The 20,961-nt window shown below is 66.6% G+C and carries 23 protein-coding genes, 6 tRNA genes and 1 riboswitch; of the genes, 22 read left to right on the forward strand and 7 right to left on the reverse strand.

All coding sequences use genetic code 11. The features are described 5' to 3' along the window. Window positions 1-33 precede the first annotated feature (33 nt). From AC1MDG_RS08540 to AC1MDG_RS08565, 6 genes are all read right to left on the reverse strand, one after another. Window positions 34-291: an antitoxin gene (locus AC1MDG_RS08540; protein WP_209745833.1), complete on the reverse strand. Its 258-nt coding sequence runs from the start codon at window positions 289-291 to the stop codon at window positions 34-36. Between the two features lie 174 nt (window positions 292-465). Next, a tRNA-Val gene (locus AC1MDG_RS08545) sits at window positions 466-540 on the reverse strand. A gap of 37 nt (window positions 541-577) precedes the next feature. Continuing rightward, window positions 578-650, reverse strand: a tRNA-Gly gene (locus AC1MDG_RS08550). 55 nt (window positions 651-705) lie between these two features. Further along, window positions 706-780, reverse strand: a tRNA-Val gene (locus tag AC1MDG_RS08555). A 41-nt stretch (window positions 781-821) separates the two neighbouring features. Beyond that, window positions 822-892 (reverse strand) — tRNA-Cys (locus AC1MDG_RS08560). A 46-nt stretch (window positions 893-938) separates the two neighbouring features. Continuing rightward, window positions 939-1,011 (reverse strand) — tRNA-Gly (locus tag AC1MDG_RS08565). Window positions 1,012-1,328: 317 nt separating this feature from the next. Here AC1MDG_RS08565 and AC1MDG_RS08570 point away from each other — a divergent pair. The 14 genes from AC1MDG_RS08570 to hisF all read left to right on the forward strand — a co-directional run bounded on the left by AC1MDG_RS08570 (window position 1,329) and on the right by hisF (window position 12,657). Next, window positions 1,329-1,403: transfer RNA gene (locus AC1MDG_RS08570), tRNA-Val, on the forward strand. 103 nt (window positions 1,404-1,506) lie between these two features. After that, entirely contained in the window at window positions 1,507-2,388 is an 882-nt protein-coding gene (locus AC1MDG_RS08575) for a PD-(D/E)XK nuclease family protein (protein ID WP_043480625.1), read from the forward strand. Between the two features lie 64 nt (window positions 2,389-2,452). Continuing rightward, a complete protein-coding gene (gene def, locus AC1MDG_RS08580; protein WP_479808538.1) occupies window positions 2,453-3,040 on the forward strand; it encodes a peptide deformylase in 588 nt (195 codons plus the stop codon). Next, on the forward strand, window positions 3,037-3,957 hold the full coding sequence (gene fmt, locus AC1MDG_RS08585; RefSeq protein ID WP_479808539.1) for a methionyl-tRNA formyltransferase: 921 nt from the start codon (window positions 3,037-3,039) through the stop codon (window positions 3,955-3,957). The genes def and fmt overlap by 4 nt, the downstream gene beginning before the upstream one ends. Then, window positions 3,954-5,600: an RsmB/NOP family class I SAM-dependent RNA methyltransferase gene (locus AC1MDG_RS08590; RefSeq protein WP_479808540.1), complete on the forward strand. Its 1,647-nt coding sequence runs from the start codon at window positions 3,954-3,956 to the stop codon at window positions 5,598-5,600. The genes fmt and AC1MDG_RS08590 overlap by 4 nt, the downstream gene beginning before the upstream one ends. Window positions 5,601-5,645: 45 nt before the next feature. Further along, on the forward strand, window positions 5,646-6,338 hold the full coding sequence (rpe, locus tag AC1MDG_RS08595; protein ID WP_043480630.1) for a ribulose-phosphate 3-epimerase: 693 nt from the start codon (window positions 5,646-5,648) through the stop codon (window positions 6,336-6,338). Between the two features lie 60 nt (window positions 6,339-6,398). Beyond that, window positions 6,399-6,551: riboswitch (FMN riboswitch) on the forward strand. Between the two features lie 116 nt (window positions 6,552-6,667). Then, window positions 6,668-7,846, forward strand: a complete 1,179-nt coding sequence (gene ribD / locus AC1MDG_RS08600) for a bifunctional diaminohydroxyphosphoribosylaminopyrimidine deaminase/5-amino-6-(5-phosphoribosylamino)uracil reductase RibD (protein ID WP_479808541.1) — start codon at window positions 6,668-6,670, stop codon at window positions 7,844-7,846. Next, complete coding sequence (locus AC1MDG_RS08605; RefSeq protein WP_479808542.1) at window positions 7,846-8,514, forward strand: riboflavin synthase; 669 nt, start codon at window positions 7,846-7,848, stop codon at window positions 8,512-8,514. The genes ribD and AC1MDG_RS08605 overlap by 1 nt, the downstream gene beginning before the upstream one ends. Then, window positions 8,511-9,269, forward strand: coding sequence for a 3,4-dihydroxy-2-butanone-4-phosphate synthase (ribB, locus tag AC1MDG_RS08610; RefSeq protein ID WP_479808543.1), 759 nt, complete (start codon window positions 8,511-8,513; stop codon window positions 9,267-9,269). The genes AC1MDG_RS08605 and ribB overlap by 4 nt, the downstream gene beginning before the upstream one ends. Then, a complete protein-coding gene (gene ribA, locus AC1MDG_RS08615; protein ID WP_479808544.1) occupies window positions 9,266-9,979 on the forward strand; it encodes a GTP cyclohydrolase II in 714 nt (237 codons plus the stop codon). Before ribB ends, ribA begins: the two co-directional genes overlap by 4 nt. A 53-nt stretch (window positions 9,980-10,032) precedes the next feature. Further along, window positions 10,033-10,518, forward strand: a complete 486-nt coding sequence (ribH, locus tag AC1MDG_RS08620; RefSeq protein ID WP_479808545.1) for a 6,7-dimethyl-8-ribityllumazine synthase — start codon at window positions 10,033-10,035, stop codon at window positions 10,516-10,518. Between the two features lie 104 nt (window positions 10,519-10,622). Next, on the forward strand, window positions 10,623-10,886 hold the full coding sequence (locus AC1MDG_RS08625) for a phosphoribosyl-ATP diphosphatase (RefSeq protein ID WP_028270786.1): 264 nt from the start codon (window positions 10,623-10,625) through the stop codon (window positions 10,884-10,886). Between the two features lie 58 nt (window positions 10,887-10,944). Then, on the forward strand, window positions 10,945-11,805 hold the full coding sequence (gene hisG / locus AC1MDG_RS08630) for an ATP phosphoribosyltransferase (RefSeq protein ID WP_043480635.1): 861 nt from the start codon (window positions 10,945-10,947) through the stop codon (window positions 11,803-11,805). 75 nt (window positions 11,806-11,880) lie between these two features. After that, window positions 11,881-12,657 carry an imidazole glycerol phosphate synthase subunit HisF gene (gene hisF, locus AC1MDG_RS08635; protein ID WP_479808546.1) on the forward strand — a complete coding sequence of 259 codons (777 nt, stop codon included), beginning with the start codon at window positions 11,881-11,883 and terminating at the stop codon, window positions 12,655-12,657. Window positions 12,658-12,753: 96 nt separating this feature from the next. Here hisF and AC1MDG_RS08640 read toward each other — a convergent pair whose 3' ends face one another. After that, window positions 12,754-13,398: a TIGR03085 family metal-binding protein gene (locus tag AC1MDG_RS08640; RefSeq protein ID WP_043480637.1), complete on the reverse strand. Its 645-nt coding sequence runs from the start codon at window positions 13,396-13,398 to the stop codon at window positions 12,754-12,756. Window positions 13,399-13,499: 101 nt separating this feature from the next. Here AC1MDG_RS08640 and hisI point away from each other — a divergent pair, with 101 nt between their 5' ends. The 8 genes from hisI to lgt all read left to right on the forward strand — a co-directional run bounded on the left by hisI (window position 13,500) and on the right by lgt (window position 20,888). After that, window positions 13,500-13,895, forward strand: coding sequence for a phosphoribosyl-AMP cyclohydrolase (gene hisI, locus AC1MDG_RS08645; RefSeq protein ID WP_479808547.1), 396 nt, complete (start codon window positions 13,500-13,502; stop codon window positions 13,893-13,895). A 108-nt stretch (window positions 13,896-14,003) separates the two neighbouring features. Then, window positions 14,004-15,590 carry an anthranilate synthase component I gene (locus tag AC1MDG_RS08650; RefSeq protein WP_043480639.1) on the forward strand — a complete coding sequence of 529 codons (1,587 nt, stop codon included), beginning with the start codon at window positions 14,004-14,006 and terminating at the stop codon, window positions 15,588-15,590. After that, window positions 15,590-16,228, forward strand: coding sequence for a Trp biosynthesis-associated membrane protein (locus tag AC1MDG_RS08655; protein ID WP_479808548.1), 639 nt, complete (start codon window positions 15,590-15,592; stop codon window positions 16,226-16,228). The genes AC1MDG_RS08650 and AC1MDG_RS08655 overlap by 1 nt, the downstream gene beginning before the upstream one ends. Before the next feature lie 87 nt (window positions 16,229-16,315). Further along, a complete protein-coding gene (locus AC1MDG_RS08660) occupies window positions 16,316-16,603 on the forward strand; it encodes an HGxxPAAW family protein (RefSeq protein ID WP_043480641.1) in 288 nt (95 codons plus the stop codon). 2 nt (window positions 16,604-16,605) lie between these two features. Further along, window positions 16,606-17,424 carry an indole-3-glycerol phosphate synthase TrpC gene (trpC, locus tag AC1MDG_RS08665; protein ID WP_479808549.1) on the forward strand — a complete coding sequence of 273 codons (819 nt, stop codon included), beginning with the start codon at window positions 16,606-16,608 and terminating at the stop codon, window positions 17,422-17,424. A gap of 84 nt (window positions 17,425-17,508) precedes the next feature. Beyond that, window positions 17,509-18,840 carry a tryptophan synthase subunit beta gene (gene trpB / locus AC1MDG_RS08670; RefSeq protein WP_209745791.1) on the forward strand — a complete coding sequence of 444 codons (1,332 nt, stop codon included), beginning with the start codon at window positions 17,509-17,511 and terminating at the stop codon, window positions 18,838-18,840. Beyond that, window positions 18,837-19,655 (forward strand): tryptophan synthase subunit alpha, encoded by an 819-nt coding sequence (gene trpA / locus AC1MDG_RS08675; RefSeq protein ID WP_479808550.1) that lies wholly within the window; start codon window positions 18,837-18,839, stop codon window positions 19,653-19,655. The genes trpB and trpA overlap by 4 nt, the downstream gene beginning before the upstream one ends. Before the next feature lie 3 nt (window positions 19,656-19,658). Beyond that, entirely contained in the window at window positions 19,659-20,888 is a 1,230-nt protein-coding gene (gene lgt / locus AC1MDG_RS08680; RefSeq protein ID WP_479808551.1) for a prolipoprotein diacylglyceryl transferase, read from the forward strand. Window positions 20,889-20,961 lie beyond the last annotated feature (73 nt).

Here is a 20,961-nt window from a genome sequence, read left to right on the forward strand (position 1 = left end):
CGGCACCTCGCTGACGTTCCTGGGTTATTAGCCCTACGGCCGGGGTTCTCCGGCTACAGGGGGCTCTCCGGCGACGGGAGGTTCGTCGACTGGAGCCGCGTGCGGCTTCGGGTCGACCTTGTCCACGAGGCCGGCTGCGCCTTTCTGGACGGAATCGATCTTGTCGGCGTACTTTCCGCCGGTCTTTGAGTCGATGAAATCACCGGCTTTGCCGATGCCGTCCTTGATGGCCTGTTCATTGCCACCAACCAGTCGCTGAGCCTTGCCCTTTAGATCGTCCAGAATACCCACGGGCACCTCCCTTCTGTCGCGGAGCCAGATTGCTCCTCCGCTTTCGATCCTAGCCCCGAGTCACCGGGCGTGCCAAGGGCACGCGCCGTGGGGTTGTCTAGTGTCCAGGTGCCCTATTTCGGGAGCTTCGTTCGCGTCTGGACAACAAAAAAGCAGCTCCGGAGAGCTGCTTGATGGTGGGCGATACTGGGATCGAACCAGTGACCTCTTCCGTGTCAGGGAAGCGCGCTACCGCTGCGCCAATCGCCCGCAACCGGAAGGATCCGGAGTGGAATTAAAGAAAGAGAGCGGACGACGAGATTCGAACTCGCGACATCCACCTTGGCAAGGTGGTGCTCTACCAGCTGAGCTACGTCCGCATTCAGTCCATGCCGGCCGGGCCGGTGGTACTTCAACAAGCAAGTTGCCTTGCTCTGGTGGGCGATACTGGGATCGAACCAGTGACCTCTTCCGTGTCAGGGAAGCGCGCTACCGCTGCGCCAATCGCCCAAATGTTCTCCGGGATTAACCGGATACCAAGGTTTTCACCGAGGTGGGTACGGGATTCGAACCCGTGTATACGGCTTTGCAGGCCGCTGCCTCGCCTCTCGGCCAACCCACCGTGTAAGCCAGGTTCCGAAAAACCTTCGCCATGACAGTGTCCTGCGAGCGGACGACGAGATTCGAACTCGCGACATCCACCTTGGCAAGGTGGTGCTCTACCAGCTGAGCTACGTCCGCATTATTGTCAGCATTTCCGTGCCGCATTCGGCATTTCCTCGCGTTCCAACGAGTAAGAACTCTATAGGAGGTTCAGGGAACTTACAAATCGGGGCGTCGTCATCTGCTCCGGATGGCCCCGCTTCCTTGAAATCTAGGGGATTTTCCTAATTACAGATGTGTAATTCGGCGCTGGCGACGCGTCGGTTGTCCCTTCCGGGAAGTTTCGACGGCCGCCGGCGGGCGGACCCTCCGGCGACGCAATTCGGGGCCGGAAGGGTGCGGAGGCCTTCGATTTTCCAAATAGCGTCGGGGTGGGCTAGCATTCAATGGCATTGGGGCGATTGGCGCAGTGGTAGCGCGCTTCGTTCACACCGAAGAGGTCACTGGTTCGAACCCAGTATCGCCCACCAATGAATGGCCCGTTCCGCTGACCAGCGGAACGGGCCATTTCGCTTTTCGGCCGCGTCTCCTGCGCCCCGCAATCCTGTCGGCCCTTCATGAAAGAGTGTTTGCATGACAGATCCACTGCTTGCCCACGCCACGGAATACGGGCGGATGTATGCGCGCTCGACCTCCGAGTCGTTTTCCGTTCCGTCCATCACCACCGTCATCGGCCAGCAGCCCCACGGCCTTGACGGCTGGTTCGGGTACATGGGGGCAAACAGCCTGGCCAGCGATCCGTTGCTCCCCGGTATCCTGGGCAGTCCCGCCAAAGTCCGCCAGGCCGTCAGCCGTGCGGCAAAGGCCGCGGAGGCGTACCGGGACGACGCCGCAAAGCGCGGAGACCGCGTGCATAACTACTGCGAACAGGTTGCGCTCCGGGCCCTCGGGCGGCCCCATCAGATGAAGGAAATGCGGGAGGCGCTGGCGGCAAACGGCGAGGAAGCGTTCGCAGCGCGCTTCGACGAGTGGTGGGAACTCTTTGGTGTTGAGCCCGTTGCGCCGGAAGTCACCGTCTGGAACAAGACCGTGGGCTACGCCGGCACCCTTGACCTCGTTGCCAGGATCAACGGCAGGACCTGCATCATCGACTACAAGACCAAGGGCACCACCCGGGACGGAACCGTCAAGCCGTTGGATGACAAAGTGGTCATGCAGCTGGTGGCCGGAATGAAGGCCGAGGAAAGCCTCGTCGATCCCGTCGCGGGGGAGTGGGAACCGTGGCAGCACGGCGACTCCCCGATCCTGCTGGCGGTGGCCATCGGGCAGACGGAGGTCCGGCCGATGCGTGCCAACCCGGAGGTGCTCAAGCACCACTGGTGGAAGTTCTGCGCCCTCAGGCGGGTCTGGGAGATGTCGGCCGACACCGTTAGTGCCGGAACGGCCCTTCTTCCGGTGGCGCCGCCGTCGTTGCCCGCGGCACCGCCCGCACTTCAGGCTGTGCCCGGCAGGTAGCCGGCCAACTAAACTGGACTGGATCCCTACCGCCTATCCCGTATCACCGAAGGACAGATTGCACATGGCCATTATGAATATCCGCATCATCGGCGACCCTGTGCTGCGCACAGTTGCCGAACCCGTGACGGAATTCGGGCCGGAACTCGCAAAACTCGTTGCAGACATGACCGAGACCATGGAGGATGTGGACGGCGCAGGCCTGGCAGCGCCCCAGGTCGGTGTCAGCAAGCGGGTTTTCACCTACCGCATCGGCGGAGTAGAAGGCCACATCATCAATCCGGTGCTTGAAAACAGCGAGGACTTCCAGCCCGACGAAGTGGAGGGCTGCTTGTCCATCCCGGGCCTTGGCTTCCCCGTCCGCCGCCGCCGCGCCACACGGGTTACCGGCGTCGACCTCCATGGCAATCCCGTCACCGTGGACGGCGAAGGCATGCTGGCCCGCTGCTTCCAGCACGAGACAGACCACCTGGACGGCATCCTCTTCACGGACAGGCTCGAGGGCGAAGACCGCAAGGCCGCCCTGCGTTCCATCCGCAATGCAAACTACGACGCAATTACCGAACGTACGACGTCGAAGCGTGCCAAGACTGTAGGTTCCAGTTTCGGGGGCGGCAGCTTCGGCGGCGGCAGTTTCGGCGCCGCCGAGTGAGGGTACTCTTCGCCGGTACTCCGGCCGTCGCGGTACCGTCCCTCAACGCTTTGGTGCAGGCCGGCTTTGACGTCGTTGCCGTCCTGACCCGTCCGGACGCGCCGATCGGACGCAAACGGGTGCTCACGCCGTCGCCCGTTGCCGCGCGCGCCGCCGAACTCGGCATAGAGGTCATCCATGCCGCGAAGGTTGACGCGGAGGTGACCGCCCGGATAGCCGCCATCGCTCCGGATGCGGCAGCCATCGTGGCCTATGGAGGCCTCATCCCGCGCGCGGCGCTTGATGTTCCCCGGCACGGCTGGATCAACCTGCACTTTTCCCTGCTGCCGGCCTGGCGCGGTGCCGCACCGGTGCAGCGGGCCGTGATGGCCGGCGACGACATCACCGGGGCGGTGACGTTCCTCCTCGAAGAAGGGCTGGATACCGGCCCGGTGTTCGGCACCCTCACTGAGGGCGTCCGCCCGGATGACACTTCCGGTGACCTGCTGGAACGCCTGTCGCAGAGCGGCGCTGTGTTGCTCGCGCAGACCCTTTCCGCCATTGAAGCGGGACGGGCAGTAGCTGTTCCGCAGTCGGGGGACGTGTCCCTGGCACCCAAACTCGGCATCGATGACGGACGGATCGACTGGCACCAGCCGGCCCTCGCCATCGGGCGCCGTGCCCGCGGCGTCACGCCTGAACCCGGCGCCTGGACCACCTTGGACGGTCAGCGCGTGAAACTCGAACCGGTTGCGCTCCGGACCGACGCTCCGGCATTGCCGCCGGGCCAGGTGCTGCTCGACGGGAAGAGCGTTCTGGTGGGTACTGGCTCCCACCCCGTTGAGCTGACGCGGATACAGCCCTCGGGCAAAAAGATGATGGCCGCCGCTGACTGGGCGCGCGGACAGGCAGCACTGGAAGGTGTGGTATTCGAATGAGTGAGTCCGGAACGGGCGGCAGCGGCCGCGGCAAGGGCCCCCGTCAGGGGAACACCGGCGGCGGAGCAGGAGCAGGCGGGCAGTCAGGGGGTTCGTCCGGCAGCCGCCGCCAAGGCAGCCAGCGGGACGCCCAGGGCCGGGAACGCAACCGCGGCCCGAAGCGGAACTTCAGCGAGAACGCTCCTTCCCAGCGCACGCGGCGTGCTGACCCGGCACGGCTGGTGGCTTTTGAGGTGCTGCGTGCCGTCGCATCGGAAGACGCCTACGCAAACCTGGTCCTGCCGGCCCGGATCCGCCACCACGGCCTGGACAAACGGGACGCCGGCTTCGCCACCGAACTGAGCTACGGGGCCCTGCGCGGGCAGGGGACCTACGACGCCATCCTGGCCCGCTGCGTCGACCGGCCGCTGGACCAGCTGGATCCTGCCATCCTCGACGCCCTGCGGATCGGTGCCCACCAGTTGCTGGCCATGCGCGTACCAGCCCATGCGGCCCTCGACCAGACCGTGGGACTGGCGCGCGCGGTCATTGGCGCCGGGCCGTCCGCCCTGATCAACGCCGTCCTGCGCAAGGTCTCCGCGCACACCCTGGACGAGTGGCTGGAGCTGCTGGTCAGCGACGAGCAGGACGAAACCCGCGTGGCCTCCATCCGCTACGCCCACCCGGAGTGGATTGTCCGCGCGCTGCGGCAGTCGCTGGTGGCGCACGGCCGCCCGGTCAGCGAAATCAACGAACTCCTTGAAGCAGACAACGCTGCGCCGGTGGTCAACCTCGTGGCGCTGCCAGGACTGGGGAACCTGGACGAAGCGCTGGAAGGCGGCGCCACGGCCGGGGAACTCGTGGAAGGCTCAGCGCTCTCCAGCGGAGGAGACCTCGGGCGGCTGGCGTCCGTGCGTGAGGGCAGCACCAGGGTGCAGGACGTGGGCTCCCAGCTGGTGGCCCGCGCCATGGCCGCCGTGGATCTGCATTCGGCGGATCTGCAGTCGGTGGATCCGCAAGCAGTGGCTGCGGAAGGCGCGGATGTGCAGTCCGCCGGCCGGGGCGGCGAAAAATGGCTGGACCTTTGCGCCGGACCGGGCGGCAAGGCAGCCCTGCTGGGTGCCCTTGCCCGGCAGCAGGGGGCCACCCTGCTGGCCAACGAACCCGCCCCGCACCGTGCCAAGCTGGTGCGGCAGGCGCTGGCCGCGGTCCCGCATGAGGTCTGGCATGTCCGGACCGGGGACGGCCGCGACGTCGGAACTGAAATGGCGGGGACTTTTGACCGCGTGCTCGTCGACGTCCCCTGCAGCGGACTTGGCGCCCTGCGGCGCAGGCCGGAGTCCAGGTGGCGGCGGACGCCCAAGGACCTCGCTGACCTGGGGCCGCTCCAGCGGGAACTGCTTAAGTCAGCCCTGGACGCAGTCCGCCCCGGCGGCGTGGTGGCGTACGTGACCTGCTCGCCGCATCCGGCCGAAACCACCGCCGTGGTGACCGACGCGCTGCGCAAGCGGGACGACCTGGAATTGCTCGACGCCGGCGCGGCGCTGGATAAGGTCAGCCTGCCAGGGCACCTCGAGGCCGGCCATGACATGACAGCCCAGCTGTGGCCCCATGTGCACCGGACCGACGCCATGTTCCTGGCACTCATCCACAAGAAACCCTGATCCTCCGCCATACCCGATCCCCCCGCCTCAGTGAAAGGAGCCGACATGGCTCAGTGCTGCATCAACCCCAGCATCCTCTCCGCCGACTTCGTCAACCTGGAGGCGGAGCTGCGCAGAATCAGCAACGCCGATGCCGTCCACGTGGACGTCATGGACAACCACTTCGTGCCGAACCTGACCATCGGACTGCCCGTGGTCCAGCGCATCCAGGCCGTGAGCCCGGTGCCGCTGGATGCACACCTGATGATCGCCGACGCCGACCGCTGGGCGCCCGCCTTCGCCGACGCGGGACTCGCCTCGGTGACCTTCCACGCTGAAGCCTCGATTGCGCCGATCAAACTGGCCCGGGAACTCCGCGCACGCGGGGCCAAGGCCGGCATGGCGCTGCGCCCCGGCACCCCGGTGGAGCCCTACCTGGACATGCTGTCCGAACTGGACCTGCTGCTCATCATGACCGTGGAACCCGGCTTCGGCGGTCAGTCGTTCCTGGACCTGACGCTTCCCAAGATCAAGCGCGCCCGGGCAGCCATCGACGGCTCCGGCACCGGGGTGGCACTGCAGGTGGACGGCGGCATCACCGAGGAAACCATCGTCCGGGCCGCCGAAGCAGGAGCCAACGTCTTCGTGGCAGGCTCTGCCGTGTACGGTGCGGAGGACCCCGCCGCGGCGATTGACCGCCTCCGGGCAGCCGGCTCACGTGCTGTTCCGTCCGCGGCACACTCTGTTTCGGAATCATGACGGAGTCTGACGGGAATACACGGGCCAGTCACTCAGTTGTGACAGAATAACAACACACACTACGTGCTCCGGGGTCGGTGTAAGTCCGAACCGGCGGTGACAGTCCGCGACCCGCGAGCCGGCACAGATCCTCTCCAGGAACTGTTCCGGCGGACGGTTGAACCGGTGAAATTCCGGTACCGACAGTTAAAGTCTGGATGAGAGAAGCACGTACAGCTGTTACTGCACTGCCCTTCGGGCGGTGCAGCATTGCGCTGTCGTATACCCCCGGAGCCTCGCGGTTCTCGAGGGAAGGAACGACGAACGCTTTGACGCCGCAGACAACAGTTATGTTCAGTGCTGCCGAGATCGATGCCATGGAGGCAGCCCTCGACGCCGCGCTCCTGGGACCCCGCGGGGCAAACCCGCTGGTGGGCGCCGTCGTCGTCGGACCCGATGGCCGGCAACTCGTGACCGGTTACCACCGGGGCGCCGGGACGGCGCACGCCGAGGCTGACGCCATTGCCCAGGCCGGCATGAAGGGCATCGACCTGGCCGGATCCACCATGGTGGTCACCCTCGAACCCTGCAACCACTGCGGACGGACCGGTCCGTGCGCCCAGGCCATTATCGACGCCGGCATCTCTTCAGTGGTGTACGCCGTCGACGACCCCCATGATCCCGCCGCCGGGGGAGCCGCAACGCTGCGGGCCGCGGGCGTCAGCGTACGTTCCGGCCTCTCCGCCCGCGCGGCGTTCGAGCTGAACCGCCGCTGGTTCGAAGCCGTTCTCAGCCAGCGCCCGTTCGTCACCCTCCACATCGCCCAGACCCTGGACAGCCGCATCGCGGCAGCGGACGGCACCAGCCAGTGGATCTCCAGCCCGGAATCCCTCGCGGACAACCACGCACTCCGCAGCCGGGTTGACGCCATCCTGGTGGGCACGCAGACGCTCCTGGTGGACAATCCCCGGCTCACCGCCCGGGACCCGTCAGGGAAGACGGCGGACAGCCAGCCGCTGCGCGCGGTCATGGGGCTCCGGGGAATCCCCGACGACGCCGCCATCCACGGGGAAGACGGCCGCGTCCTGCACCTGCCCACCCGGGATCCGCACGCGGCACTGGAGCAGCTTTTCTCCGCCGGTGTCCGGCACGTCATGGTGGAAGGCGGATCCAGCATCCTGAGCGCGTTCCTCGCCGCCGGGCTGGTGGACGAACTGATCGTCTACCTTGCGCCCACCCTGCTGGGGTCCGGCACGGCCGCCCTCAACGACCTCGGCATCACAACCCTTGCCGACGCCCAGGCCTGGGACTGGGACCAGGCGTCCGGGGGAGCCGTGCAGACCCTCGGGCGGGACCTTAGGCTCCACCTGTGCCCAGGGCACACCGGACCGGCAGCTGGGGCTGCCACGCCGGCTGCCTCGGGCGTATCTGCCGAGCCGGTTGTCCCGGATCTCTTTCCTTCCCCCACCAGCCCACTCCAATCCTTACCGCACCGCACCGGCGCGGGCACTGCCACAGGAGGCAACTGATGTTTACCGGAATTATCGCCGAGCAGGGCAGGGTCCTGTCTGTTGAACGCAACGGCGAGGTCAGCGCCACGGTGCGCCTCCACGCGCCCGGCAGCACTGAGGGACTAGCCCTGGGCGGCTCCGTCGCCGTCAACGGCGTCTGCCTGACTGCCACGGCCATCGACGGCAAGGACTTCAGCGTCGACGTCATGGGCGAGACCCTGGTCCGCAGCACGATCGGGGAGCTCGACGCGGGCGACACCGTGAACCTGGAACGCTGTGTTCCGGCCGGCGGACGCCTGGACGGACACGTTGTCCAGGGGCACGTGGACGGCGTCGGGGAACTGCTTGAGCGCGAAGCATTGGGCAACTGGGACCGCCTGCGGTTCGGAGTACCCGTGCGGCTTGCCCGGTACATCGCTGAGAAGGGATCCATCGCCGTCGATGGTGTCTCCCTCACCGTGACGGCTGTCAGCGACGCTGCTGAACCGGCACCCTGGTTCGAAGTGGGACTCATCCCCACCACCCTGGCCGAGACAGGCCTGGGCGCCAAGAACCTCGGCAGCAGGGTCAACCTCGAAGTCGATGTGCTGGCCAAATACACCGAACGCCTGCTCGCCTTCGCCGGCGGCGCCGCCGTCGGCGCTGGCACCGGCAACGTCCCGGCCGGAACGGGGGACTCCAAATGAGCCAGGTCAAGAACACTCCGAAACTCCACCCCGGTGAACTGGGCACCGACGAGTTGGGCATTCCTGTTGCAGCGCAGGCAGCGCCAGCGGGCCGCCGCGTCGGCCTGGACCCGATCGAAGACGCCGTCCGGGCCATGGCTGCCGGCCTCCCGGTCCTGGTGGTGGACAACGAGGACCGTGAAAACGAAGGCGATATCATTTTCGCCGCCCAGCACGCCACACCTGAACTGATGGGATGGACCGTCCGCTACAGCTCCGGAGTGATCTGTGTGCCGCTCGACGGAGCCCGGGCGGATGCCCTGCTGTTGCCGCCAATGGTCGAGGTCAACGAAGACGCTAAGGGCACCGCGTACACGGTTTCCTGCGATGCGGCAATCGGCGTCAGCACGGGAATTTCGGCAACGGACCGGGCACTCACCGCCCGGGTGCTGTCAGATCCGGCCAGCCGCCCGGAATCCATCACCCGTCCCGGGCATGTTTTCCCGCTCCGGGCCGTTAAGGGTGGAGTGCGTGAACGTCCGGGCCACACCGAAGCGGCCGTGGACCTGTGCCGGCTTGCCGGACTGGAGCCAGTGGGCGTGATCGCCGAAGTGGTGTACGACAACGGAGAAATGATGCGCCTGGACGGACTTCGCGGCTTCGCTGCAGAACATGGATGCCCCCTGATCTCGATCGAGGATCTGGTGGCCTACCTGGATGCAGGGCTGCCCGACGGACAGGCGCCGGTCCCGGCGGGGAATGAGGAGATGCGATGACGGCTTCAGAGGCACGAAAAGACGTGAAGGCCGGGCGCCGGCCGCATCCGGTCAGCGGCGGACCCATTGTCCAGTTGCCCAGTGAATTCGGGGACTTCGTGGCCCAGGCCTGGACCGACCTGGTGACAGGCGTCGAGCACCTCGCCGTGAGTTCGCCCATTCCGCCGGTGGACGGGACGGCGCCACTGGTGCGGCTGCACTCGGAATGCCTCACCGGTGACGTTTTCGGTTCCTACCGCTGCGACTGCGGAGAGCAACTGGCCTATGCCTTGGAGAAGATCAGCGAGGAAGGCGGCACGCTGCTGTACCTGCGCGGACAGGAAGGCCGCGGCATTGGGCTGGCCAACAAAATCAAGGCCTACGCCCTGCAGGAAGCCGGCTTCGATACGGTCGAAGCCAACGAGCAGCTGGGCCTTCCAGTGGATGCGCGCTGCTACAACGCCGCCGCACAGATCCTGGCCGAGCTGGGACTGAACGAAGTGCGCCTGCTCAGCAACAACCCGGACAAGCAGAACCGGCTGGCTGACGCCGGCGTCACCGTCGTCGAAATGGTTCCCACCGAGGTTCCCTCGCGCGAACAGAACATCCGGTACCTGCAGACCAAGAAGGACCGGATGGACCACCGGCTCGTCCTGGACACCCAGGGCAGCGAACCGGTGACGGTCTTGCCGGCCGCCGGCCAGGGCCCTTTCCAGCACGAACAAGACTGAATCAGCGCTGACAAACCTGACCCCAATAAATAGAACGAACCAGGAGACTTTAGATGAGTGGACACGGCGCACCGGAGATCGACCTCACCACCCTTGACCCGGCGGAGACGTCGCAGCTGAAGCTGGCCATTGTGGCCGCCAGCTGGCACACGCAGATCATGGACGGGCTGCTGGACGGCGCGCTCCGCGCCGCGAATGACGCCGGAATCAGCGAACCGACCGTCCTGCGGGTGCCGGGCAGCTTTGAGCTCCCCGTGGCCGCCGCCCGGCTGGCCAAGCACTTCGACGCCGTTGTGGCGCTTGGTGTGGTGATCCGCGGCGGAACCCCGCATTTCGAGTACGTCTGCGAGGCGGCCACGATGGGCCTGACCGACGTCAGCGTCAACACCGGCGTTCCGGTTGGCTTCGGCGTGCTCACCTGCGACACCGAGCAGCAGGGCCTGGACCGCGCGGGCCTGCCCGGGTCCAAGGAGGACAAGGGACACGAAGCAGTCACCGCCGCGCTGGCCACCGCGGTCACCCTGAAGCAGTACAGCTAGGCGTCCCCTTTGCTTGCTCCGGACCTGTGTATTGCCTCACATCGGCGCCGTCATGGAACGGCCCGACAGGCGGGCTCAGGCCCGGAGCAAGTAGGCTGGAGGGCGTGAAGAATTTCGAGACGCTGTTCGCAGAACTGAGTGAGAAGGCAGCCACCCGCCCGGCAGGCTCCCGCACCGTCGCAGAATTGGAGTCCGGAGTCCACGGCATCGGCAAGAAGGTCGTGGAGGAAGCCGCCGAAGTATGGATGGCTGCCGAATACGAATCCGACGAGGCCGCGGCCGAGGAAATCTCCCAGCTCCTGTACCACCTGCAGGTTCTGATGCTGGCAAAAGGCCTGACCCTGGAAGACGTCTACAAGCATCTGTAGCCATGCTGAGCGTGGCCGATTGCCTGTAACCAAGACTTCCTAACCCAGAAAGACCCCCATGCTGCGAGTTGCCGTCCCCAACAAGGGATCCCTGTCCGAAGCGGCTTCGGCCATGCTGTCCGAAGCCGGCTACCGCCAGCGCCGCGATACCCGCGAGCTGGTCATGGTGGACCCGGACAACGACATTGAATTTTTCTTCCTCCGCCCGCGCGACATCGCCGTTTACGTCGGCAGGGGAACGCTCGACGTCGGCATCACCGGCCGCGACCTGCTGCTGGACGCCGAGGTGGAGGCTGAGGAACTGCTGCCGCTGGGCTTTGCCGCCTCAACCTTCCGTTTCGCCGGTCCGGTGGGCGACTTCACCAAGGTGGAAGAACTCGAAGGCAAGCGTCTGGCCACCAGCTACGACGGACTCCTGCGCGGCTACCTCGCCGAGCGCGGCATCAACGCCAAGGTGGTCCGCCTGGACGGCGCCGTGGAATCCTCGGTGCGGCTCGGCGTCGCGGACGCGATTGCCGACGTCGTCGAAACCGGGAACACGCTGAAGGCGGCCGGGATGGAAATCTTCGGTGAACCGATCCTCAAGTCCGAGGCGGTGTTGATCCGCCGCACCGGCCAGGAAGGCGCCGCGAACGGCACAGCCAAGGAGGTCGAGGTCCTGATCCGCCGCCTGCAGGGCGTGCTCGTGGCCCGGCAGTACGTCCTGATGGACTACGACATCCGCAAGGAACTCGTGGAGCAGGCTGCGGCGCTGACACCCGGCCTGGAATCGCCCACGGTCTCGCCGCTGCGCGATTCCGAGTGGGTTGCAGTCCGTTCCATGGTGCCGAAGAAGGAAACCAACCGGATCATGGACGAGCTCTACGACCTGGGCGCCCGGGCCATCCTGGTCAGCAGCATCCACGCCTGCCGGATCTGAGCCTGGCCGTTTAGGCCCGGGCCGCTCCCGGCGGGCCCCACCGAATCTCCCACCAGCAAATCCTCAGGAGACATCATGGCTGTAGCAGTGCGCGTCATTCCGTGCCTGGACGTTGACGCCGGCCGCGTGGTCAAGGGCATCAACTTCGAGGGCCTCCGGGACGCCGGCGATCCCGTGGAACTGGCGCACCGCTACGACAACGGCGGGGCGGACGAACTGACGTTCCTGGACGTCACGGCGTCCTCGGGCAACCGCGAGACCACCTTCGACGTGGTTCGCCGGACGGCCGAGGAAGTCTTCATTCCGCTGACCGTCGGCGGCGGCGTCCGCGGCGTGGCCGAGGTGGACAAGCTCCTGCGTTACGGCGCGGACAAAGCCTCCATCAACACGGCGGCCGTGGCCCGGCCGGACGTCATTGACGAAATCACCCGGCACTTCGGTTCCCAGGTCCTGGTCCTCTCCGTGGACGCCCGGCGCACCCGCCCCGGATCCGAGCCCACGGCGTCGGGCTTTGAGGTGACCACGCACGGCGGCCGGCAGGGGACCGGGGTCGACGCCATTGAGTGGGCGCGCGAAGCCGCGGACCGCGGCGTGGGCGAGATCCTGCTCAACTCCATTGATGCCGACGGCACCAAGGACGGCTTCGACATCGAACTGATCCGCCTGGTCCGGGCCGCCGTCAAGGTCCCCATTATCGCGTCCGGCGGGGCAGGCAAGCCCGAACACTTTCCGCCCGCCGTCGCGGCCGGAGCGGACGCCGTGCTGGCGGCGTCGATTTTCCACTTCGGACCGCTGGACATGATTTCGCAGGTCAAGACCGCCATCCGTGAAGCGGGCTTCGAGGTCCGCTAAGGCATCCGTTAGAGCCGGGGCTTTCCGGTGGTTGAGCCCGTCGAAACCTGGATTTCGGGAAGCCCAATCACCGGCTCGCCTGAGTCAAAAGGCTTGTTAGAGCCCGACTTCGGCTGACTGGAGGAGCGCCACTGCGTCCGGCTGCCCTTCAAAGGTCACCAGCGCGTGCCGGGTACGCCCGTGGGCGTGCATCAGCAGCTCGCCCGGTTCGCCCACGATGGCCACCGACACGGGCGCGCGCTTGGCGACGTGACGGGGACCGGACGGACGCACCAGCACAATGCCCAGGTCCACGCCGCGGTACAAAATGGCTGCGCGTTTGATGAGTTCGTCCCACAGAGCGTCGGAGTATTCCTCGTCCAGGGCGCGCGGCGCCCAGCGGTCCACGGCACGGCGGACGTCCTCGGTGTGCACGAAGTACTCAATGAGGTTGGAGCTTTCGGCCAGGGCCCTGATCCTCAGCGGCGACAACGCCGGGGGCCCGGCGCGGAAGGTGTTGACCAGCCGGGTGTAGTCCTCGGGGGTCTTCAGTTTCGCGGCCAGCTTCGCGGTGGCCTCGTCCGAGGCTTTGGCCAGGCTCTTGATGATCAGGCCAAGCCCTACACCCGCCTTGCGTTCGCGCAGGTAGAGGTGTGCGGCGAGGTCGCGCGTGCGCCAGCCCCTGCAGAGCGTGGGGGAGTCAGGACCGGCCGCCAGCAGGGTTTCGGCCAGGACTTCTCGGGACGGATCGACGAAATGCATCACTTGTGAAACTAGCACGAGAGGCCGCGAGTTGCGCACTGGAAGCGCCGCCGGATTTGACCCTGATCGTCACACTACGGGGAGGCACTACACTTGGTCTGATGTCTGAGCAGCCCGCCCCCGCCCCAGTACCTGTCCTGCCTGCCGAAGTAGCGGCGGCCCTCAAGCGCGACGGCGCCGGCCTCGTGGCCGCCGTCGTCCAGCAGTTCGACACCAACGAGGTGCTCATGCTCGGCTGGATGGACGACGAGGCGCTACGGCGCACCATGACCACCGGGAGGGTGACGTTCTACTCCCGTTCCCGTCAGGAGTACTGGCGCAAGGGAGACACCTCCGGCCACGTGCAATGGGTGAAATCCGTTGCACTGGACTGCGACGGCGACGCCCTGCTGGTCCGCGTTGACCAGGTCGGGGCGGCCTGCCACACGGGCACGCGCACCTGCTTCGACGGCCGCGGTCTTTCCGTCGTTACCGGCGACGCCGATAACGCCGGCTAGCACCGTCCAGGCAGCTAGCACCGTCCAGGCAAGGTGCGGCGCAGGCGCCGGACACCTACCCCCCCCACGATTCAGGCACCACTCAAGAACAGGCGGAAAACCATAGCCATGCAGGACCTTGGAATCATCAGCCCGGGCCTCGAGGAATTCCGGGAGCTCGCCACCCATAGCCGTGTCATCCCCGTCCGGCTGAAGGTACTGGCCGACGCCGAGACGCCCATCGGGCTATACCGCAAGCTGGCGAACGGCCAGCCCGGCACTTTCCTGATGGAATCCGCGGCGGTGGGCGGTTCGTGGTCCCGCTACTCCTTCATCGGCGCCAAGTCACGCGCCACCCTGACCACCAAGGACGGCCAGGCGCACTGGCTGGGAGAGCCGCCCGCCGGCGTGCCGGTGGACGGCAACCCGGTGGACGCCATCCGGGACACCGTCGAGGCCCTGCGCACCGACCGCTTCGACGGCCTGCCGCCCTTCACCTCGGGCTTGGTCGGGTTCCTCGGCTGGGAAACCGTGCGGCACTGGGAGAAACTCACCAGCCCGCCCGAGGACGACCTGGAACTCCCGGAACTGGCCCTGAACCTGGTCACCGACATGGCAGTGCACGACAACATGGACGGCACCGTCCTGCTGATCGCCAACGCCATCAACTTCGACAACAGCTCAGAACGTGTGGACGAGGCCTGGCACGACGCCGTGGCCAGGGTCAAGGCGCTCCTGGCAAAGGTCAGCACACCCGTGGAGCAGCCCATTTCGGTGCTGGAACCGGCCGCACTGGACTTTGCCTCCAGCGTCCAGGAACGCTGGAACGAGCCCGACTACCTGGCTGCCCTGGACCGCGGCAAGGAAGCGATCGTCGACGGCGAAGTGTTCCAAGTGGTCATCTCCCGCCGCTTCGAAATGGAGTGCGGCGCCGATCCGCTGGACGTGTACCGGGTGCTGCGGAACACCAACCCCAGCCCGTACATGTACATCTTCAGCCTCGAAGACGCCGCCGGCCGGCAGTACTCGATCGTGGGCTCTTCGCCGGAGGCCCTGGTGACGGTCACGGGCGAGGAAGTCATCACCCACCCCATCGCCGGATCACGTCCCCGGGGCAAAACCGTGGAGGCGGACAAGGCCTTTGCCGAGGAGCTCCTGGCCGACCAGAAGGAACGCGCCGAGCACCTCATGCTGGTGGACCTGTCCCGCAACGACCTCTCCAAGGTGTGCATTGCCGGCACCGTGGATGTCACGCAGTTCATGGAAGTGGAGCGCTTCAGCCACATCATGCACCTGGTGTCCACAGTGGTGGGCAAGCTGGCACCGACCGCCAAGGCCTATGACGTGCTGAAGGCAACGTTCCCGGCCGGGACGCTCTCCGGCGCCCCGAAGCCCCGCGCGCTTCGGCTCCTCGATGAGCTTGAACCGCACCGCCGCGGCATCTACGGCGGCGTGGTGGGCTACCTGGACTTTGCCGGCGACATGGACATGGCAATCGCCATCCGTTCCGCGCTGCTCCGCGAAGGCCGGGCCTACGTCCAGGCGGGCGGCGGCATTGTCGCGGACTCCGTCAACCCGACGGAAGCCCTCGAAACCGTCAACAAGGCTGCCGCGCCCCTGCGCGCGGTCCATACGGCCGGGTCCCTGCACAACATCACGGCCGACTCCGTTCCGGAGCCGGGAGACGCCGCCGGCCCCGCCACAGCAGGCCGCTGATGGGCGTCATGGCAGACAAGGCAAGCCAGCCGGCAAGCAAAAGGACGGGCGCTCCGGTGTGGGCGCGGAAGTCCACGCTGGTGTTGGTCATCGCCGCGATGGCCCTGGCGGCCTTCGGCACCACAACCCAGACGTGGCTGACCGTCCACCTGGATCCGGCCCAGCTGGGCCAGGCCGTCAACAGCCAGGACGGCCTCCAGGTCCAGGGCAGTAAGGCGGCAACCACCGTCACCGCGCTGGCACTCGTGGCGCTGGCCGGCGGCCTGGCCGCATCAATCGCGGGACGGATTGCGCGCTGGATCATCACCGCGATCATCGTCCTGGCGTCGGTGGGCATCGTTGCCGCGGCCGTGACGGTCATGGCGGACCCCCTCGCAGCAGCCCAGGGGTCCATCGCCGCCGCCACCGGCATCACCGGGAGCAGCGTCCAGGTGAGCGTTTCAGCGTTCCCGGCACTCGCCGTCGCCGCCGGCGTCCTGCTGGGCCTGAGCGCCCTGCTGATCATTCCGGCGGGACGGCACTGGAAGACCCGGACCAAATATGACGCCGCAGCGGCCGGCACGCCGGGTGCGTCCGAGGCCCCCGCGGACGAGATCGACAGCTGGGACAGGCTGTCCCGGGGCGACGATCCCACGTAAGACGGGACCGCCGATGTCCCGGCCGATGTCCAAGGTGCCGCCAAAAAATGGCAGAATGTAAGCAGTATTCATCCTGAGGAGATTTCCATGAGCAAAGCCACTGTTTCCGCATCCAAATCCGCTGCTGCGCAGACCGTCAACACCGGTGTCGACCACAGCGCAGACCTCGGCCACGGCAACAGCCCGGCAGCCTGGACGTGCGTGATCGTTATGCTGGTCGGCGCCCTCATTGCGTCCATCGCTTTTGTCATCGCCAGCACCCCCATCTTCATTGCCGGCGCTGCTGTTATGGTCATCGGCCTGCTGCTCGGCTGGATCATGCGGAAGGCCGGCTACGGCGTGGACGGCAGCAAGCTGAAGAACTCCGGCCACTAGCAGTGACTGTTCTCGATGACATCAATGCCGGTGCACGGGAGGACATGGAGGCCCGCCGGCGCCTGGTGTCCCTCGCTGAACTGAAGGACCGCGTCGAAGCGGCTGCGCCCGCGCGCGACGCGTGGGTAGCCCTCGGCGGGGATGCCTCGCCGCGGAAGCAGCTGAAGGTCATAGCGGAAATCAAGCGGCGCAGCCCCTCCAAGGGCGATCTGGCGAGCATCGCCGATCCGGCCGAGCTGGCCGTCCAATACGCCGACGGCGGTGCGTCCGTTATTAGCGTGCTCACCGAGCAGCGCCGGTTCAGCGGGTCCCTCGCCGATTTCGACGCCGTCCGGAAAGCCGTGGACGTTCCGCTGCTGCGCAAGGACTTCACGGTCGACGAATACCAGATCTGGGAAGCGCGGGCGCACGGTGCGGACCTGGTCCTGCTGATCGTCGCTTCGCTGACCGATGCGGAACTGCGCGACTTCAGCCAGCTCACCCGTGAACTGGGCATGAACGCTTTGGTGGAGACGCACACGGCAGAAGAAATCGAACGCGCCGTAGCGGCGGACGCCCGGATCATCGGCGTCAACGTCCGCAACCTCAAGACGCTCGACGTCGACCGTTCCGTTTTTGCCTCCCTTTCCGGCGGCATCCCTCCGGAGGCGGTCATCGTTGCCGAGTCCGGTGTCCGTGGCGTCGACGACGTCCGGCATTACGCCGCGAGCGGTGCCAACGCCGTCCTCGTGGGTGAAGCGCTCGTGAGCGACGCAACCCCGCGGGAGCGGATTGCCGAATTTACCGCTGCCGGGGCGGAAGCCATCGCAGCACGGGTCTGACGACCGGGGCGCCCGGCATCAGTCTGCTGACGCCGGGTGCCACCCGATTTTTCTTATGAACAGTGGAACAGGATGGTGAGACCGATGGTCGACGCGCCAACAACCGGCTCTGATGAGGGCACCGCGGACGCATTTCTGCAAGGAGACCGGTCTCTGCGCCACGCGCCGGGTCCGTACTTCGGCTCCTACGGCGGGCGCTGGATGCCCGAATCCCTTATCGCGGCCCTGGATGAGCTGGAAGACACTTTCGAAAAGGCCAAGGCCGACCCGGAATTCGTCGCCCAGATCAAGGACCTGAACAAGAACTACTCCGGCCGTCCGTCCCTGCTTACCGAGGCCAAACGCTTCGCGGAGCACGCCGGGGGAGTCCGCATCTTCCTCAAGCGCGAGGACCTGAACCACACCGGTTCGCACAAGATCAACAACGTCCTGGGCCAGGCACTGCTGGCCAAGCGCATGGGCAAGACCCGCGTGATCGCCGAAACCGGAGCGGGCCAGCACGGCGTGGCCAGCGCAACGGCCGCCGCCCTGCTGGGCCTCGAGTGCGTGGTGTACATGGGCGCCGAGGACTGCCGGCGCCAGGCCCTGAACGTGGCCCGCATGGAGCTCCTGGGTGCCACGGTCATTCCGGTGACCAGCGGATCGCAGACACTCAAGGACGCCATCAACGAGGCGCTCCGCGACTGGGTGGCGAACGTGGACCACACCCACTACCTGCTCGGCACGGCCGCCGGAGCCCACCCGTTCCCGGCGATGGTGCGGTACTTCCACGAGGTCATCGGCGAAGAAGCCCGCGCCCAGATCCTGGAACAGGCCGGCCGGCTGCCGGACGCCGTCTGCGCCTGCATCGGCGGCGGCTCCAACGCGATCGGCATCTTCCACGGTTTCCTGGACGATCCTTCGGTTCGGATTTACGGCTTCGAGGCCGGCGGCGACGGCGTGGAAACCGGCAGGCACGCCGCCACCATCAGCCTGGGTAAGCCTGGCGTGCTCCACGGTGCGCGCTCGTACCTGATGCAGGACGACGACGGACAGACCATCGAGTCTCACTCCATCTCTGCAGGCCTGGATTACCCCGGCGTCGGCCCGGAACACGCCTACCTTTCGGACATCGGCAGGGTCAGCTACGAACCCATCACGGACGCCGAAGCCATGGACGCCTTCCGGGTCCTGTGCCGGACCGAAGGCATCATCCCTGCAATCGAATCAGCCCACGCCCTGGCCGGCGCCATCAAGGTGGGCCAGCGGCTCGCAGCTGAAGCTGCCGCCGAAGGCAAGCCCGCAGACAGCAAGATCGTCATCGTGAACCTCTCCGGCCGCGGCGACAAGGACGTGGCCACGGCTGCTGAGTGGTTCGACCTGCTGGACAAGGATTCTGTCGAGGCCGAGATCGGCAAAGAGGGGGAACAGCTGTGACCGGCGTTCAGGACATCACCAGCACCAGCAAATCTGCAGCCGCCATCGATAAGGCACGCGCTGAAGGGCGGGCTGCCCTCATCGGTTACCTGCCCGCCGGCTACCCCAGCGTGGAGGACACCATTGCCGCCGGCATAGCGCTGGCCGAGAACGGCGCCGACCTGATCGAGATCGGCATTCCGTACTCTGATCCCGTCATGGACGGGCAGGTCATTCAGGCCGCCACCACCGAGGCCCTCGCCAAGGGCTTCCACGTCCGCCAGGTCTTCGACGTGGTCCGCGGTATCACCAGCAAGACCGACGCCGCGGTCCTGGTGATGACCTACTGGAACCCGGTGGTCCGGATGGGCGTGGACGAGTTCTCCCGCCAACTGGCCGAAGCCGGGGGAGCCGGGCTCATTACCCCCGACCTGATTCCCGATGAAGCCTCCGAATGGATGGAAGCGTCTGACAAGTACGGGCTGGACAGGGTATTTTTGGTGGCGCCGTCCTCCTCCCCGGAGCGCATGAAGCGAACCGTGGATGCCAGCCGCGGATTTGTCTACGCAGTGTCCATCATGGGCGTCACCGGTGCCCGGACCTCCGTCAGCAGCGCAGCAGAAGGTGTTGTGGCTGCCGCGCACGCTGCGGGAGCGGAACGGGTGTGCGTGGGCCTCGGTGTGTCCAACGCCGGCCAGGTCCGCGAGATCGCAGCCTACGCAGACGGCGTGATCGTTGGCACGGCACTCGTCGCCGCCATCCGTGACGGCGGCGTTGATGCCGTGGCCGCCCTGACCAAAGACCTCAGCACCGGCCTGAACAGGGAAGAAGCCTAACCAATGCAGACTGTCCTCCACGCGGCGGCCATGTTCCCCGCCAGCATTCCGAGCCCGGACTGGTCCGGGTTCGACATCCCGCTGCCGTGGGGGTCCCTGCGCATCCATGCGTACGCGCTGTGCATCCTGGCCGGCATCGTCGTTGGCCTGTGGCTGACGTCGGTGCGCTGGACCAAGCGGGGCACGCCGGAGGGCAGCCTGTGGGACATCGCCATCTGGGCGATCCCGTTCGGCATCGTCGGCGGCCGTCTCTACCATGTGTTCTCGTCCCCGGACGCGTACTTTGGTCCCGGCTTCGACGGCACGGGCGACCTGTCCCTGATCCCGCAGATCCAGCGCGGCGGACTGGGGATCTGGGGTGCCGTCCTGCTGGGTGCCGTGGGCGCCTGGATCGGCTGCCGCCGCGCAGGCGTCAAGCTGACTGCGTTCCTGGATGCCGCCGCTCCCGGGCTGCTGCTCGCCCAGGCTCTTGGCCGCTGGGGGAACTACTTCAACCAGGAACTCTTTGGCGGGCCCACCACCCTTCCCTGGGGCCTGCAGATCGACGCCGACAACCCCAACTTCCCGGCGGGGATGCCGGCCGACACCCTCTTCCACCCGACGTTCCTCTATGAGTCCCTGTGGAACATCGCGGGCGTGCTGATCCTGCTGGCACTGGACCGGAAGTTCAACTTCCGCCGCGGCCGGCTGTTCTGGCTCTACGCCATGTACTACACCCTGGGCCGGGTCTGGATCGAGGCCATGCGGATCGACGACGCGGAACAGATCAGCCTGTTCGGCATCACCACCCGCCTCAACGTCTGGACCAGCATCGTCGTGTTCCTTGCGGCGCTGATCGTGTTCATCGTTCTCGGGCTCCGCAAGCGCGATGAGCCGGACACCCCGTACCTTGCGGGCCACGTTCCGGCCGGCAAGGACGGTGACTCCGCCAACGAGGGCGGCGACGGTGCAGTGAACGACGGCGGCACCGACCCCGCGGACCGTGAAGCCTCCGAACTGGCAGCTGTTCCGGCGAACGGCAAAAGCATCCGGCATTCGGACAAGAGTGTCTCAGATAGTGGGTCCCGTGATAATCTCCCTGATAACCAAAGCGGTCCGGGGCACACTTCCGCCCCAACTGAAGCGGTGACGGAACCAGCTGTCGACACCAAGCCCGGCCAGGGCCTGCCGGCAGCCGGCAATTCCGATCACCAGGACTCCGGGTCCGCGCCGGGCACTGACCGCACCAAGTAGTCAGGGCCGGCAAACCGGGCAGCAGGGCTACCGCCCGCAGCGCCCGTTCCCACAGCGTCGTGGCACCAGGGCC

The sequence above is a fragment of the Arthrobacter sp. AIWTK1 genome (assembly GCF_056680535.1).